Raw genomic sequence first — 15,582 nt, 5'->3', positions numbered from 1 at the left:
ACGGCGGGGGCCGCGCCGCGCGGCACTACGCTGGTCGCACCTGCACCACAGTCACAAGGAGTCCAGCGTGCCCGGAGAGAACCTCACTCGCGTCGAGGCCCAGGAGCGCGCGGCGCTCATCCAGGTCGAGAGCTACGACATCGCCCTCGACCTCACCACCGGCGACGAGGTGTTCCGCTCGACGACGAGCGTGCGCTTCACCGCGGAGGCCGGCGCCTCGACGTTCATCGACCACATCTCCCGCACCGTGCACTCGGTCACGCTCAACGGCGCCGAGCTCGACGTCGCGAGCGTGAACGACGGCGTGCGCATCCAGCTGGACGGCCTCGCGGCCGAGAACGAGCTGACGGTCGTCTCCGACGCGCTGTACGTCAACACCGGCGAGGGCCTGCACCGCTTCGTCGACCCGGTCGACGGCGAGGTCTACCTCTACTCGCAGTTCGAGGTGCCCGACTCGCGCCGCGTCTTCGCGGTCTTCGAGCAGCCCGACCTCAAGGCCACGTTCCGCTTCACGATCACCGCGCCCGCTCGCTGGCAGGTCGTCTCCAACCAGCCCACGCCCGAGCCGGCCGTCGACGGCGAGACCGCCGTCTGGTCGTTCGAGCCGACGCCGCGCATCTCGAGCTACATCACCGCGCTCGTCGCCGGGCCCTACGAGGTCACGCGCTCCGAGCTCACGTCGAGCGACGGCCGCGTGATCCCGCTGGGCATCTTCTGCCGCGCGTCGCTCGCAGAGCACATGGACGCCGACTACCTCTTCGACATCACCCGCAAGGGCTTCGCCTTCTTCGAGTCGCAGTTCGGCGTCGCCTACCCGTTCGAGAAGTACGACCAGCTCTTCGTGCCGGAGTTCAACGCCGGCGCGATGGAGAACGCCGGATGCGTGACGTTCACCGAGTCGTACGTGTTCCGCGCCCAGGTGACCGACGCCATCCGCGAGCGCCGGGTCGTGACCGTGCTGCACGAGCTCGCGCACATGTGGTTCGGCGACCTCGTGACGATGCGCTGGTGGAACGACCTGTGGCTCAACGAGTCGTTCGCGGAGTGGGCGTCGACGCTCGCGACCGCCGAGGCGACCGAGTGGACGAACGCGTGGACCACGTTCCAGGCCATGGAGAAGACCTGGGCCTACCGCCAGGACCAGCTGCCCTCGACGCACCCGATCGTCGCCGAGATCCGCGACCTCGAGGACGTGCAGGTCAACTTCGACGGCATCACCTACGCGAAGGGCGGCTCCGTCCTCAAGCAGCTCGTCGCCTGGGTGGGGCTCGAGGCCTTCATGCAGGGCGTCGGCGCGTACTTCCGCAAGCACGCGTGGGGCAACACCGAGCTCGCCGACCTGCTCGCCGAGCTGGAGACGGCGAGCGGGCGCGACCTCACCGAGTGGAGCCGGCTGTGGCTCGAGACGGCCGGCGTCAACACGCTGCGCCCGCGCATCGAGACGACCGCCGACGGCATCATCTCGTCGTTCACCATCGAGCAGACCGGCCCCGCCGAGTGGCCGACGCTCCGCCCGCACCGCCTCGCGATCGGCTTCTACGAGCAGGAGGACGACGTGCTGCGCCGCACCCACCGCGTCGAGCTCGACGTCGACGGTGCCGAGACCGCCGTGCCCTCCCTCGTGGGCCACATCCGCCCCTCGCTGATCCTCATCAACGACGAGGACCTCGCCTACGCGAAGATCCGCCTCGACGAGTCGTCGATGCGCGCCGCGCTCTCGGGCCTCCGCACGATCGAGGACCCGCTCGCCCGCGCGCTCGTCTGGGGCGCGGCATGGGACGCGACGCGCGACGCCGAGACGCCCGCGAGCGACTACGTCGAGCTCGTGCTCGCCAACATCGGCGCCGAGACCGAGTCGACCACCATCCGCCTCGCCCTCGCGCAGCTCGGCCTCGCGGCCCGCTCGTACGTGCACCCGTCGCGCCGCGCCGAGACGATCCGACGGGTGGGCGACGGCCTGTGGGAGCTCGCCGCCTCCGCCGAGGCGGGGTCGGACGCGCAGTTCCAGTTCGCAGGCGCCTTCGCGGGCCTCGCGTCGACGCCCGAGCACGTCGAGATCCTCCGGGGTCTGCTGAGCGGCGGGACCTCGCTCAGCGGCCTCGAGATCGACGCCGACCTGCGCTGGCAGCTGCTCGACGGGCTCGTGCTGAACGGCGCGGCCGGCGAGGAGGAGATCGCCGCGGAGCTGGCGGCCGACGACACCGCGACCGGCCGGCAGTTCGCCGCTCGTGCGCGCGCGACCATCGCCACGCCCGAGGCGAAGGAGGCCGCGTTCGCGTCCGTCGTCGACGAGGCCGGCGCCTCGAACATGATCGTGCGCTACACGGGCCTGGGGCTCGCGCACGTCAACGACGCCACCGTGCTGACCGGGCTCATCCCCCGCTACCACGACGCGATCCAGCAGATCTGGGACTCGCGCACCTACCAGGTGGCCGAGGGGCTGCTCGTCGGCCTCTACCCGGCGTCGCTCGCGAGCGAGGAGCTCGCGGATGCCACCCGCGGCTGGCTCGCGGACAACACGTCGGCCGTGCCGGCGCTGCGCCGCATCGTCGTCGAGCACCTCGCGGGCGTCGAGCGCGCGCTCGCCGCACAGGAGCGGGACGCCTGATCGGGGCCGCCGGGATGAGGTTCGAGACGAGCACGCCGCCCGACGGCGTGGACTGGGCCGCGGTGGCGGGCTGGTGGGACGTGTGGGGCGCGCCGATCGGCATCCTCATCGTCATCGTCGGCGCGTTCATCGCGTTCCGGATCGTGAGGACGATCATCGGCCGTGTGGTCGGCGGCGTGGTGAGCGGCGTCAAGCGCCGCGCCGACGCCGCCGACACCGAGGCCCTCTCGAACTCCCCGCTCGCGCAGGTGCGCGTCGTGCAGCGCACCCGCGCGATCGGCAGCGTGCTCAACACGATGCTCGCGTGGGTGACCGCGGCGCTCGCGCTCATCCTCATCCTCAGCATCCTGGGGGTGAACGCCGCGTCGCTCGTCGCGATGGCGAGCTTCCTGGGCGCCGCGGCGGGCATCGGCGCGCAGGGCGTCATCAAGGACTTCCTCAACGGGCTGTTCATGGTCTTCGAGGACCAGGTGGGCATCGGCGACCTCGTCGACCTCGGCGCCGCATCCGGGGTCGTGGAGTCGGTCGGCATCCGCGTGACGCAGGTGCGCGACGTCGAGGGCACCCTCTGGTACGTGCGCAACGGCGAGATCCTGCGGGTCGGCAACCGGTCGCAGGGCTGGGCGCGCGTCATCATCGACCAGGCGGTGCCCTACGACGCCGACGTCGACCTCGTCGAGCGGCAGCTGCTCGACGTCGCGACAGCGATGAGCGAGGAGCCCGCGTGGCTCGGTCGCGTCATCGACAAGCCGGAGACCTGGGGCATCGAGTCGGTCTCGCCCGATGCGGTCGTGCTGCGGCTCGTCGTGCGCACGCGCGCCAACGCGCGCGATGACGTCGCCCGCGAGCTGCGCCGCCGCGTCAAGGCAGGGCTCGACGAGCTCGGCCTCGACCTGCCGTCGGTGCAGAAGGTCGTCGGAGACGGGCTGGAGGCGAAGCCGTGATCCAGTCGCTGCACGAGGCCGTCGGCGGCGAGCCCTTCTTCCGCGCGCTCGTGCACGAGTTCTACGAGCGCGTGTGGGCCGACGACGTGCTGCGGCCGATGTATCCCCAGGACGACCGCGCGGGTGCCGAGGAGCGCTTCCGGATGTTCCTCGAGCAGTACTGGGGCGGGCCGCAGACGTACAGCGAGCAGCGCGGCCACCCGCGACTGCGGATGCGCCACGCGCCGTTCCCCGTCGACCCGGATGCGCGCGAGCGCTGGCTCGCCGCGATGCGCGGCGCCCTCGACGCGCTCGATCCTGCGCCGCTGCACCGCGCTGAGCTCGACGAGTACTTCGAGCGAGCCGCGACGGCCATGCTCAACCGCAACCCGCTCATCCGCTGATGGACGTCATCGTCATCGGCGCGGGCCTCGCCGGCCTCGTCACCGCGTGCGAGGCGCTCGATCGCGGCCGCACCGTGCGCATCGTCGAGCAGGAGGGACCGCAGTCGATCGGCGGCCAGGCGTACTGGTCGTTCGGCGGCCTGCTGCTCGTCGACTCCCCCGAGCAGCGCCGCCTCGGCATCGCCGACTCGCTCGAGCTCGCCAGGGCCGACTGGCTCGCGAGCGCCGGCTTCGACCGCGACGAGGATGCCTGGGGCCGGCGGTGGGCGGAGGCCTACCTCGACTTCGCCCACCGCGAGCTGCGCCCGTGGCTGCGCGAGCTCGGCGTGCGGCTCTTCCCTGTCGTCGGCCACGCGGAGCGCGGCGCCCGCACGCCCGGCGGGCACGGCAACACCGTGCCCCGCTTCCACATCGTCTGGGGCACCGGGCCAGGCCTCGTCGCGCCGTTCACGCGACGGCTTCGCGACGCGGTGGCCGATGGCCGCGCGTCCCTGTCCTTCCGGCACCGCGCGACGCGCCTGCTCGTCGAGGACGGCCGGGTCGTGGGCGTCGCCGGCGACCGGCTGGCCGACGACCTGACCGTGCGGGGCGAGCCGTCGAGCCGCGACGTCACGGGCTCGTTCGAGCTGCGCGCCGAGTCGGTCGTCGTCGCGACCGGCGGCATCGGCGGCGAGCTCGAGCGCGTGCGCGAGCTGTGGCCCGCGCGACTCGGCGCGGCGCCGCGCGAGGCCGTGCGCGGCGTGCCGCTCCACGTCGACGGCTCGGGCCTGGCGATCGCGAACGACGCGGGCGCCCGGCTCGTGAACGGCGATCGCATGTGGCACTACACCGAGGGCATCGCGAACTGGGATCCGGTCTGGCCGCAGCACGGCATCCGCATCCTGCCGGGTCCGTCGAGCCTGTGGATCGATCACCGCGGGCGCCGGCTGCCCTCGCCCAACTACCCCGGCTTCGACACGCTCACGACGCTCGAGCACCTGCGGTCGGTGGGCGCAGAGCACTCGTGGTTCGTGCTCACGCAGTCGATCGTCGAGAAGGAGTTCACGCTCTCGGGCTCGGAGCAGAACCCCGATCTCACCGGCCGCAGCATCCGCCGGCTCGCGCAGCGCGTGCTGCCCGGTGCGCCCGCGCCGGTGCAGGCGTTCCTCGACCACGGCGAGGACTTCGTCGTCGCGCACAGCCTCACCGAGCTGCTCGACGGCATGCAGCGGCTCGAGGACATCGACCGCGCCGCCGTGGTCGCCGCGATCGAGGAGCGCGACGCCGCGGTCGCCGACCCGGCGTCCACCGACCCGCAGGCCGTCGAGATCCGCCGCGCGCGCGAGTACGTCGGCGACCGGCTCGTGCGCACCGCGGCGCCCCACCGCATCCTCGACGAGCGCCACTGGCCGCTCATCGCGGTGCGGCTGCGCACGCTGACCCGCAAGACGCTCGGCGGCATCCAGACCGATCTCGACGCGCGAGCGCTCGGCGCCGACGGCGCACCCATCCCCGGGCTCTTCGCCGTCGGCGAGGCGGCGGGGTTCGGCGGCGGCGGCGTGCACGGCTACCGCGCGCTCGAGGGCACCTTCCTCGGCGGCTGCCTGCACACCGGGCGCCGCGCGGGTCGCGCCGTCTGACCTCAGGAGCGCCTCAGGCGATCCACCGGGCCCGCCCGCAGGAGCGCCGCATCACCTAGGCTCCCCTCGTCGGACCGCTCCGGGGAGGCCCTGTTGTCGACGCTCGCACTCCCCGTCTCGCGCCGCTCCGCGATCAGCTGGATCATGCGGTCCGGCATCCGCTACTGCCTCGCCATCTGGCTGCTGCAGCGCATCGGCATCCAGCTCGTCGGGCTCGTCGTCGTGCTGGTCGCGGGCGGGCCGGAGTACGCCCCCGACGGCTTCTTCGGCCTCTTCTACCGCTGGGACAGCGGCTACTTCGCGTGCGTCGCCTCCTACGGCTACGTCGGGCAGCCGTGCGACGGCGGCTCGGGCATCGAGCGCATCGCGTTCTTCCCGCTCTACCCGATGCTGTCGTGGGCCGTCGCCTGGGTGGTGTCGCTCGGCGCCGTCGGCCTCGACAGCATCGCCTTCGGCATGTGGCTCGTGGCCGCGATCGCCTCCATCGTCGCGACCGTCGGCGTCTACCGCATCGCGCAGCACCAGTTCGACGCCGGCACGGCCCGCCGCGCCGCAGCGCTCTTCGCCTTCAGCCCCTACGCCGTCTTCCTGGTCGCCTCCTACTCGGAGGCGCTCTACCTCGCCGGCGCGGTCTGGGCCTGGCACGCGTGCCTGCGCGGCCGGTACTGGCTGGTCGGCGTCCTCGGGATCGTCGCGACCGCGAGCCGCGCGAGCGGCATGTTCCTCGTCATCGCGCTGCTGGTGCTCTACCTCGTGGGCCTCAAGCGCCGCGGCGAGCGGTTCCGCGTCATCGACCTCATCGCCGTCGGCAGCTCCGGGCTGGGCGTGCTCGCCTACTGGGTGTGGCTCTACGTCGCGACCGGCGACCTGCTCGCGTGGTTCCACGCGCAGAGCGAGGGATGGAACCGGCGCACCCGCTGGCCCTGGGAGACGCTCTTCAACCAGGGCATCCACGTGCTGCGCGAGCCGAAGCTCGACTGGCAGATCCAGGCGGTCCTCGAGGTCGTCGCGGCCGTCGGCATCGCCATCTGCGTCGTCGTGCTCGCCCGCCGCAAGGACTGGGGATCGGCGACGCTCGTCGGCACCACCGCCGCATCCCTGATGACGAGCAACAGCTACCTGTCGCTCGCCCGCAACACGCTCACGATGTTCCCGATCTTCATCCTGCTCGCCGACCTCACCCGCGGCCGGCGGAGGCGCTGGTTCTGGGTCGCGCTGTGGCTCGGATGCGCGCTGCTGCTCTACAACACCGTGCAGCTCGCGCTCGGCAACTGGGCCGACTGAACGACACAGCGCCCCGTCCGATGGACGGGGCGCTCTGTCGTTCGAGAAGGAGGTGCGTGCGTCAGCGGCTGAAGTTGCCGCGGTAGTACTCGTACACCCAGCCGACCAGCATGATCAGCAGCAGGCCCGCGCCGATCGGGATGAGGAAGGTCGGTCCGGCCAGCGAGACGAACAGCAGCGCGAGCGAGCCCGCGAGCAGGATCGGCCACCAGCTCCACGGCGAGAAGTGCCCCTCGTCCGGGTCGGCGTCGTCGATGTCGGCGTCGAGCAGGTCGGAGGGGTGCTCCGCGTGCTGCGAGCGGCGCGTCAGCACCAGGTAGAAGCCGATGAACGTCGACATGATGCCCGTGAGCGCGAGGCCCAGCGTGCCGGTCCACTCCACCGTGCCGTCGTAGGCCGCCATGTGCCACAGCGTGTACACCGCGGCGGAGAGGAAGAAGAACGCGGCGAGCACGCCGAGGATGATGATGTTCGCGCGCATGTCAGCGCACCTCTCCGTCTGCCAGGTCGACCACCGGTCGCTGCGGGGCGTCCTTCAGCGGCCCCACGCCGACCCCGTACTGCGGACCCGCGTTCGGGTGGTGCAGGTCGAAGGCGGGCGACTCCGAGCGGATGCGCGGGATCGAGGTGAAGTTGTGGCGCGGCGGCGGGCAGCTGGTCGCCCACTCGAGCGAGCGGCCGGTGCCCCACGGGTCGTCGACGGTCACCTTCGGCGCGGTGCGCGCGGTGATCCAGACGTTCCAGAGGAACGGCACCATCGACAGCGCCAGCAGCATCGCGCCGATCGTCGAGACCTGGTTCATCCAGGCGAAGCCGTCCTCCTCGAGGTACGTGTAGTACCGACGGGGCATGCCGATGACGCCGAGCCAGTGCTGCACGAGGAACGTCATGTGGAAGCCGATGAAGAGCATCCAGAAGTGCACGTGACCGAGGCGGTCGTTGAGCATCTTGCCGGTCCACTTCGGCCACCAGAAGTAGAAGCCCGAGAACATCGCGAAGACGACCGTGCCGAACACCACGTAGTGGAAGTGCGCGACCACGAAGTACGTGTCGGAGATGTGGAAGTCGAGCGGCGGCGAGGCGAGGATGACGCCGGTGAGGCCGCCGAAGGTGAACGTCACGAGGAAGCCGAGCGCCCACAGCATGGGCGACTCCCACGTGATCGAGCCCCGCCACATCGTGCCGATCCAGTTGAAGATCTTCACGCCGGTCGGCACCGCGATGAGCATCGTCATGAGCGCGAACCACGGCAGCAGCACCGTGCCGGTGACGTACATGTGGTGCGCCCACACCGTCACCGAGAGGGCAGCGATCGAGATCGTCGCGCCGACGAGCGTGTTGTAGCCGAAGATCGGCTTGCGCGAGAAGACCGGGATGACCTCGGAGATGATGCCGAAGAACGGCAGCGCGATGATATAGACCTCGGGGTGCCCGAAGAACCAGAACAGGTGCTGCCAGAGCACGACGCCGCCGTTGGCCGGGTCGTAGACGTGGCCGCCGAAGATGCGGTCGACCGCGAGGCCGAAGAACGCCGCCGCCAGGATCGGGAACGCGATCACGACGAGGATCGACGTGATGAGGATGTTCCAGCTGAAGATCGACATCCGGAACATCGTCATGCCGGGCGCGCGCATCGTGATGATCGTGGTGATGAAGTTGACGCCACCCATGATCGTGCCGAAGCCCGAGAGCGCGAGGCCGAGGACCCAGAGGTGCCCGCCGACGCCGGGCGAGAAGGCGCTGTCGCTCAGCGGCGTGTAGGCCGTCCAGCCGAACGCGGCCGCGCCCTGCGGGGTGAGGAAGCCGGCCACCGCGATGAACGAGCCGAAGGAGTACATCCAGAAGGCCATCGCGTTGAGGCGCGGGAAGGCGACGTCGGGTGCACCGATCTGCAGCGGCATGAGCACGTTGGCGAAGCCGGCGAAGAGCGGCGTCGCGAACATCAGCAGCATGATCGTGCCGTGCATCGTGAAGAGCTGGTTGTACTGCTCCTCGGTCGGCACGATCTCCAGGCCCGGCGCGAACAGCTGGGCGCGGATCAGCAGCGCCATGACGCCGCCGATCAGGAAGAACACGAACGACGCGATCAGGTACATGTACCCGATGGTCTTGTGGTCGGTGGAGGTGATCCACTTGACCAGGACGTTGCCCTTGCGCTCAGCGGTCGGGCTGACCGCGGGTCGGGTCGCCGTGGCGGTCATCACTCGCCCTCGCCTTCATTGGTCGTGTCGACGCTCTCGTCGCGCTCCGGGTCGATGTTGCCATCGCCCGTGTGGGTGTTGAGGGTCTCGTCGATCGGGCCGACGAAGCCCTGCTGCTCGAGGCTCTCGAGGTAGGCGTCGTACTCCTCGGGGCTGACGAGCTCGACGTTGAAGAGCATGGCCGAGTGGAACTCGCCGCAGAGCTCCGCGCACTTGCCGGCGAGGATGCCCTCCTGGTCGCCCGTCTCGAAGTACATGTGGTTCGTGACGCCCGGGAGCATGTCCTTCTTGTAGAGGAACTCCACGATCCAGAAGGAGTGCGCGACGTCGCGCGACTCGAGGGTGATCTCGATGGACGAGTTCGTCGGCAGCACGAGCGTCGGCAGGGTGCTCGCGTCGAGCTGGCTCGAGTCGGGCTCCTCCTGCACCTGGATGCTCTGGTAGTGCACCGGCTCCTGGCCCTCGCGGTCGTACACGAAGTCCCACGCCCAGCGCTTGCCGTAGACGGTGATCGAGTAGTCGGGGTCCTCGATGGGCTCCTCGATGATCGCCTGGTCACGCGCCGTGAACGCGAAGAAGCCGGCGACGAGGATGACGGGGACGATCGTGAAGAAGATCTCGATCGGCATGTGGTAGCGGAGCTGCACCGGCAGGCCGGTCTGGCCCTTGCGACGGCGGTAGGCCACGGCGGCCCAGATCATCAGGCCCCACGTGATGAGGCCGACGGCCAGCAGCACGATCCAGGAGGTCGTCCAGAGGCCCATGATGCGGTCGACGTGGTTCGTCAGGCCCGGCTGCGACGGCATCCATCCCTGGAGCTGCGCCTGGGTGCATCCGGCCAGCGCAAGCGCGACCACCACCGCCAGCGGGGCAGCGATCAAACGGGTTCGACGATTGCGCAATGTCTTCCTCCGGGTCTGTCAGCGTCTCCCTCGATCCTAGTACCCACAGACCCCGCTCAGGCGCCTGCGACGCGGCCCACAAGGCCCCGTGGAACGCGACGACGCCGCCGATCCGGAGGGGATCGGCGGCGTCGGTCGGCCGTGCGTCGGGGATCTAGTGGAACGAGTCCCCGCAGGCGCACGAGCCCTGCGCGTTGGGGTTGTCCATCGTGAAGCCCTGCTTCTGGATGGAGTCCTCGAAGTCGATCGTGGAGCCGTCGAGGTAGGGCACGCTCATGCGGTCGACGACCACGCCGACGCCGTCGAAGTCGCGCACGACGTCGCCGTCGAGGGTGCGCTCGTCGAAGTAGAGCTGGTAGATCAGGCCGGAGCAGCCGCCGGGCTGCACGGCGACCCGCAGCCGCAGATCGTCGCGGCCCTCCTGGTCGAGCAGTCGACGCACCTTGTCGGCGGCCACGTCGGTCAGGGTCACCCCGTGCGTCGCCACCTCGGACACCTGCTGATCCGTCATCTGCTGCTCCTCTCGCCAGTCTCTGCCGGGACAACGCCCGACAGCACCATCCTATTCCGCGCTGCTACCGGCCGTGCGATCCCCTGCGCGGGCGAGCAGCAGCGCCTCGGCGCCGATGGCCCGGCGCAGCACGCCGAGGTGCTGCGACTCGTTCGGGCTGTGCGCCATCGTGGCGGGGTCCTCGACGCCCGTCACGAGGATCTGCGCGCCCGGGAACTGCTGCACGAGGTCGGCGATGAACGGGATCGAGCCGCCGATGCCGGTCTCCACCGGGTCGGCGCCCCACGCATCCGCCATCGCCTGCTTCGCCTCGGTCGCGCCCCAGCCGCTCGCGTCGACGAGGAAGGGGTCGCCGAGGTCGATGCTGTCGAACTCGATGTGCGCGCGGAACGGCGTGTGCGCCCGGATGTGCCGCTCGATCGCCGCGAACGCGTCGGCGGCCGACTGGCCGGGTGCGATGCGGGTGGAGAGCCGGAACCGGACGGTCGGCAGGATCGTGTTGGACGCATCCGGCACGCTCGGCGCGTCGACGCCGGTGATCGTCGCGGCCGGCTTCGCCCAGAGGCGGCGCAGCAGCGGGCCGGTGCCGATGAGGTCGACGCCGTCGAGCACGGCGCCCTCCTCCCGGATGTGCGCCTCCGACTGCTCGGGCACGTCGAGGTCCGCCTCGGTGAGGCCCTCGATCGCGACCGAGCCGTCCTCGCTCCAGAAGCTGGCGGCGAGCTTGGCGAACGCCATCATCGCGTCGGGCACGACGCCGCCGAGCATGCCGGAGTGGCTGGCGTGCCCGAGCGTCGTGAGCCGCACGTTGAGGGCGACGTTGCCGCGCAGCGCGATCGTCAGCGACGGCACCTCGGTCGACCAGTTGTCGCTGTCGGCGACGACGATGAGGTCGGCGCTCAGCACGTCGGCGTGCTGCTCGAGGAAGCGCTTGAAGGAGCGCGAGCCGTGCTCCTCCTCCCCCTCGATGAACAGCGCGATGCCGACCTCGGGGTCGAGCACCTCGGCGAGCGCGCGGACGGCGGCGATGTGCGCGATGACGCCCGCCTTGTCGTCGGAGGCGCCGCGGCCGTAGAGGCGCTCGTCGACCTCGATGGGCTCGAACGGCGGCGTGCGCCACAGCGACTCGTCGCCCCACGGCTGCACGTCGTGGTGCGCGTAGAGCAGCACGGAGGGGCGGCCGGCCTTGGCCGCGCGGGTCGCGAGCACGGCGGGCTGGCCGAGCGCATCGGTGTCGCCGATCGGCGCGCGCTCGATCGACACGCGCTCGAAGACGCCGGTGCCCTCCGCGAGGGCGGCGACGGCTTCGGCGCTCGCCTGCACGTGGGCGGGGTCGTAGGCGTCCCACGCGACGCTCGGGATGCGCACGAGGGCCTTGAGGTCGTCGACGGCGCGGTCGAAGCCGGCGTCGACGGCGGCGAGCACCGCGCGGTCCCTGTCGGAGAGTCCGGCGCGCTCGGAGGGGTCTGTCGGAAGGGTCATGCGCTCGATCCTAGGCGGCGCGCCCGCACATGCTCGGCGGTACCATGGGATGCTGCCGCCGGGGCGATCCGACGGCGCAGCCCTCCGGCGCCGACGCACTCCGCGTCGACGCATCCGACGTCGAGAAGGACCTCACGTGCCGCTCTTCAGCCGCTCCGACGCCAGCAAGGCTCAGCCCGAGCCGCAGCCGGAGGTGCGCCGCACGCCGAAGCAGTCCGAGCAGGTCGCGCGCAACCGCCGGCCGCTCGTGCCCGCCGACCGCAAGGAGGCGCGCAAGCAGTCGCAGGACAAGATCCGCGCCGAGCGCGAGAAGGCCCGCCGGGGCTTCGAGCAGGGCGACGAGAAGTACCTGCCCGCGCGCGACAAGGGCCCCGTGCGCCGCTACGTGCGCGACTTCGTCGACGCCCGCCTCTCGATCGGCATGCTCGCGATGCCGATGATGATCGTCGTGCTCGTGCTGACCTTCATCAACGACCCGCAGTGGCGCATCATCGCGAACCTCGTGCTGTGGGGCTTCGTCGTCGTGGTGATCCTCGACTCGGTGCTCATGGCCTGGCAGCTGCGCCGCGCGATCCGCGCGAAGTTCGGCGACAAGGATGCGAAGGGCCACGGCTGGTACGCGACCATGCGGTCGGTGCAGCTCCCGTTCATGCGCATGCCGAAGCCGAAGACGACGCTCTTCAAGTACCCGGTCTGAGCCCGGCCCTCGCGCGAGTGGTCAGGACACGCCGCGAGCCGCGACTGTGAACCGACGTGTCGTGACCACTCGGCCTAAGCGTGCGGGGCGAGCAGCCCGCGGTTGATCTCGCGCGCCCAGCCGGGACCGCGGTAGATGAAGCCGGTGTAGCCCTGCACGAGGCTCGCACCCGCGGCGATGCGCTCGCGCACGTCGTCGGCCGTCTCGACGCCGCCGACCGAGACGACGTCGACCTCCGCGGGCAGCGCCGCGCGCAGCAGCCGCAGCACCGCGAGCGAGCGAGCCGCGACGGGCGGGCCCGAGAGGCCGCCCTGACCTGCCGAGGCGACGGCATGCGCCGGGCTCCGGAGGCCCTCGCGGCTGATGGTCGTGTTCGTCGCGATGACGCCGGCGAGGTGCACCCGTGCAGCGAGCGCTGCGATGCCCTCCACCTGCTCGTCGTCGAGGTCGGGCGCGATCTTCACGAGCACGGGCACGTCGCCGGCCGCGCCGCGGATCGCCGCGAGCAGCGGTTCGAGGAGCCGCTCGTCCTGCAGGCCGCGCAGCCCCGGGGTGTTCGGCGACGACACGTTGACGGCGAGGTAGTCGGCCACCGGCGCGAGCGCCCGCGTCGACGCGAGGTAGTCGCGCTCGACGGCGGGGGCGTCGTCGGCGTCGACGATGCGGCTCTTGCCGATGTTCACGCCGATCACGGGGCGCGAGACGGCTTCGCGGGCCGCCGCGATGCGATCGGCTGCTGCTGCCGCTCCCCCGTTGTTGAAGCCCATCCGGTTGACGAGCGCGCGGTCGTCGACGAGCCGGAACAGCCGCGGCTGCGGGTTGCCGGGCTGCGCGTGCGCGGTCAGCGTGCCGACCTCGATGTGACCGAAGCCGAGCGCGCCGAGGCCGGCGATCATCGTGGCGTCCTTGTCGAAGCCGGCGGCGATGCCGAACGGCGTCGGGAACTCGCGCCCAAGTGCCCGCGTCCGCAGCCCGGCATCGGTGCGGACCCCCGGGCGGGCCGCACCGATCGCGCGGATCGCGCGCGCGCCGAGGTGGTGCGCCGCCTCCGGGTCGACGCGCGAGAAGCCGTGCCGGAACAGCAGGTCGTAGGCGGTCACTGCTGCACGGGTCACTGGTGCTCCTCGTCGGGCCGCTGGTCCTCGCGCAGCGCGCGGATGGCGTCCTCGAAGTCGTCGAGGGAGTCGAACGCGTTGTAGACGCTCGCGAACCGCAGGTAGGCGACCTCGTCGAGCTGCCGCAGCGGCGGCAGCACCGCGAGGCCGATCTCGTTCGCGTCGATCTGGCTCGCGCCGGTCGCGCGGATCGTCTCCTCGACCGACTGCGCGACGCCCGCGAGGTCGGCGTCGGTGACGGGTCGGCCGCGCACGGCCTTCCGCACGCCCTCGATGACCTTCTCGCGGCGGAAGGGCTCGAGCACGCCCGACCGCTTCACGACCGAGAGGCTCGCCGTCTCGGTCGTGGTGAAGCGACGGCCGCACTGGGTGCACTGGCGGCGACGGCGGATGGAGGTGCCGTCGTCGCTCGTGCGCGAGTCGACGACGCGGGAGTCGGGGTTGCGGCAGAAGGGGCAGTGCATCAGCGCGCCTCCTCGAAGCGCGCCTCGATCGCCTCGCCGTGCGCGGGCAGCCCTTCGGCGGCGGCGAGCGCGGTGACGGCCGCGCGCACCTCGGCGAGCGCGGCGCGGTCGTAGCGCACCACCTGCTGCGGGCGCAGGAAGGTGGCGGCGCCGAGCCCGGCGACCCTGCGCGCCTGGCCGCCCGTGGGCAGCACGTGGTTGGAGCCGGCCGCGTAGTCGCCGAGGCTCACGGGCGCGTGCGGGCCGACGAATATCGCCCCGGCGTGGTGGATGCGCGCGAGCAGCGCGTCGTCGTCCGCCGTCAGCAGCTCGAGGTGCTCGGGCGCATAGGCGTCGCTCACGCGCGCCGCGGCCGCGAGGTCGGCGACGAGCACGATCGCGGACTGCTCCCCCATCAGCGCCGCACGCACCCGCTCGGCCGCGGGGGTCTCCGCTGCACGGCGCTCCACGGCGGCGTCGACGCGGTCCGCGAGCCCGGCGTCGTCGGTGACGAGCACCGCGCTCGCGAGCTCGTCGTGCTCGGCCTGGCTGACGAGGTCGGCGGCGACGAGCTCGGCGTCGGCGCTCGCGTCGGCGATGACGAGGATCTCGGTCGGCCCCGCCTCGGAGTCGACGCGCACGACGCCCGAGACGAGCCGCTTCGCGGCGGCGACGAAGACGTTGCCGGGGCCGGTCACGACGTCGACCGCGTCGAGGCCGATGCCGGCCACGCCGTGCGCGAGGGCAGCGATGGCGCCGGCCCCGCCCATCGCGTAGACCTCGTCGACGCCCAACAGCGCGCACGCGGCGAGGATGGTGGGGTGCGGCAGCCCGCCGTGCTCGGCCTGCGCGGGGCTCGCGACCGCGATCGAGGCGACGCCGGCCGCCTGCGCCGCCACGACGTTCATGACGACGCTCGACGGGTAGACGGCCTTGCCGCCGGGCACGTAGAGGCCGACCCGGTCGACCGGCTGCCAGCGCAGCTCGACGACCGCGCCGGGCGCGAGCTCGACGCGCGAGGGCGGCGGCACCTGCGCCGCCGAGCCGACCCGCACCCGGGCGATCGCCGTCTCGAGCGCGTCGCGCACCGCGGGCGCGAGCGACGCCAGCGCACCGGTGATCTCGGCCACCGGCACGCGCACCGCCGCCGGGCGGACCCGGTCGAAGCGCTCGGCCTGCTCGACGAGCGCCGCCTCGCCGCGCTCCCGCACGTCGCGCACGAGCTCGGCGACCGCGGGCAGCGCCGCCTCGACGTCGACCGCCGGCCGCGGCAGCAGCGCGCGGAGCGTGCGGTCGTCGGGCAGAGAGGTCAGGTCGAGGCGTCGGAGCACGTGCTCCATCGTATTCGCGCGGCACCCGCTGCCGCCCCGAGCGGTCACTCCCGCGCGTGAGC

The 15,582-nt window shown here is 71.8% G+C and carries 14 protein-coding genes; 6 read left to right on the top strand and 8 right to left on the bottom strand.

The window, feature by feature from the left end; all coding sequences use genetic code 11:
- Window positions 1-67: 67 nt before the first annotated feature.
- The 5 genes from pepN to ACVWW9_RS10820 all read left to right on the top strand — a co-directional run bounded on the left by pepN (window position 68) and on the right by ACVWW9_RS10820 (window position 6,838).
- The gene (pepN, locus tag ACVWW9_RS10840; RefSeq protein ID WP_456515515.1) at window positions 68-2,608 is read left to right on the top strand and encodes an aminopeptidase N; all 2,541 of its coding nucleotides are present in this window, start codon (window positions 68-70) and stop codon (window positions 2,606-2,608) included.
- A 14-nt stretch (window positions 2,609-2,622) separates the two neighbouring features.
- Window positions 2,623-3,552: a mechanosensitive ion channel family protein gene (locus tag ACVWW9_RS10835; protein ID WP_456515514.1), complete on the top strand. Its 930-nt coding sequence runs from the start codon at window positions 2,623-2,625 to the stop codon at window positions 3,550-3,552.
- Entirely contained in the window at window positions 3,549-3,935 is a 387-nt protein-coding gene (locus ACVWW9_RS10830) for a globin (RefSeq protein ID WP_354261304.1), read from the top strand. Before ACVWW9_RS10835 ends, ACVWW9_RS10830 begins: the two co-directional genes overlap by 4 nt.
- Complete coding sequence (locus ACVWW9_RS10825; RefSeq protein WP_456515513.1) at window positions 3,935-5,554, top strand: FAD-binding dehydrogenase; 1,620 nt, start codon at window positions 3,935-3,937, stop codon at window positions 5,552-5,554. The genes ACVWW9_RS10830 and ACVWW9_RS10825 overlap by 1 nt, the downstream gene beginning before the upstream one ends.
- Window positions 5,555-5,647: 93 nt before the next feature.
- A complete protein-coding gene (locus ACVWW9_RS10820; RefSeq protein WP_456515512.1) occupies window positions 5,648-6,838 on the top strand; it encodes a mannosyltransferase family protein in 1,191 nt (396 codons plus the stop codon).
- Between the two features lie 61 nt (window positions 6,839-6,899).
- On the opposite strand, the gene ctaF is transcribed toward ACVWW9_RS10820, so the two are convergent.
- The 5 genes from ctaF to ACVWW9_RS10795 form a co-directional block, all read right to left on the bottom strand.
- Window positions 6,900-7,319, bottom strand: coding sequence for an aa3-type cytochrome oxidase subunit IV (ctaF, locus tag ACVWW9_RS10815; protein ID WP_354261310.1), 420 nt, complete (start codon window positions 7,317-7,319; stop codon window positions 6,900-6,902).
- Window position 7,320: 1 nt separating this feature from the next.
- A complete protein-coding gene (ctaD, locus tag ACVWW9_RS10810; protein WP_123698543.1) occupies window positions 7,321-9,039 on the bottom strand; it encodes an aa3-type cytochrome oxidase subunit I in 1,719 nt (572 codons plus the stop codon).
- On the bottom strand, window positions 9,039-9,896 hold the full coding sequence (gene ctaC, locus ACVWW9_RS10805; RefSeq protein ID WP_456515511.1) for an aa3-type cytochrome oxidase subunit II: 858 nt from the start codon (window positions 9,894-9,896) through the stop codon (window positions 9,039-9,041). Before ctaC ends, ctaD begins: the two co-directional genes overlap by 1 nt.
- Before the next feature lie 199 nt (window positions 9,897-10,095).
- Window positions 10,096-10,452, bottom strand: coding sequence for a HesB/IscA family protein (locus ACVWW9_RS10800; RefSeq protein WP_123697646.1), 357 nt, complete (start codon window positions 10,450-10,452; stop codon window positions 10,096-10,098).
- A 51-nt stretch (window positions 10,453-10,503) separates the two neighbouring features.
- A complete protein-coding gene (locus ACVWW9_RS10795; protein ID WP_456515510.1) occupies window positions 10,504-11,934 on the bottom strand; it encodes a M20/M25/M40 family metallo-hydrolase in 1,431 nt (476 codons plus the stop codon).
- Between the two features lie 136 nt (window positions 11,935-12,070).
- On the opposite strand from ACVWW9_RS10795, the gene ACVWW9_RS10790 reads away from it, so the two are divergent.
- Window positions 12,071-12,631 carry a DUF3043 domain-containing protein gene (locus tag ACVWW9_RS10790; RefSeq protein ID WP_354261316.1) on the top strand — a complete coding sequence of 187 codons (561 nt, stop codon included), beginning with the start codon at window positions 12,071-12,073 and terminating at the stop codon, window positions 12,629-12,631.
- A gap of 74 nt (window positions 12,632-12,705) precedes the next feature.
- Here ACVWW9_RS10790 and ACVWW9_RS10785 read toward each other — a convergent pair whose 3' ends face one another.
- From ACVWW9_RS10785 to hisD, 3 genes are read right to left on the bottom strand one after another with little or no spacing between them, the layout of a single operon-like run.
- On the bottom strand, window positions 12,706-13,746 hold the full coding sequence (locus ACVWW9_RS10785) for a quinone-dependent dihydroorotate dehydrogenase (protein WP_456515509.1): 1,041 nt from the start codon (window positions 13,744-13,746) through the stop codon (window positions 12,706-12,708).
- The gene (gene nrdR, locus ACVWW9_RS10780) at window positions 13,743-14,210 is read right to left on the bottom strand and encodes a transcriptional regulator NrdR (RefSeq protein WP_456515508.1); all 468 of its coding nucleotides are present in this window, start codon (window positions 14,208-14,210) and stop codon (window positions 13,743-13,745) included. The genes ACVWW9_RS10785 and nrdR overlap by 4 nt, the downstream gene beginning before the upstream one ends.
- A complete protein-coding gene (gene hisD / locus ACVWW9_RS10775) occupies window positions 14,210-15,529 on the bottom strand; it encodes a histidinol dehydrogenase (protein ID WP_456515507.1) in 1,320 nt (439 codons plus the stop codon). The genes nrdR and hisD overlap by 1 nt, the downstream gene beginning before the upstream one ends.
- Window positions 15,530-15,582: the final 53 nt, after the last annotated feature.

The organism is Agrococcus sp. UYP33, from assembly GCF_054060915.1.
This window is presented reverse-complemented; position numbering and strand designations above follow the sequence as displayed.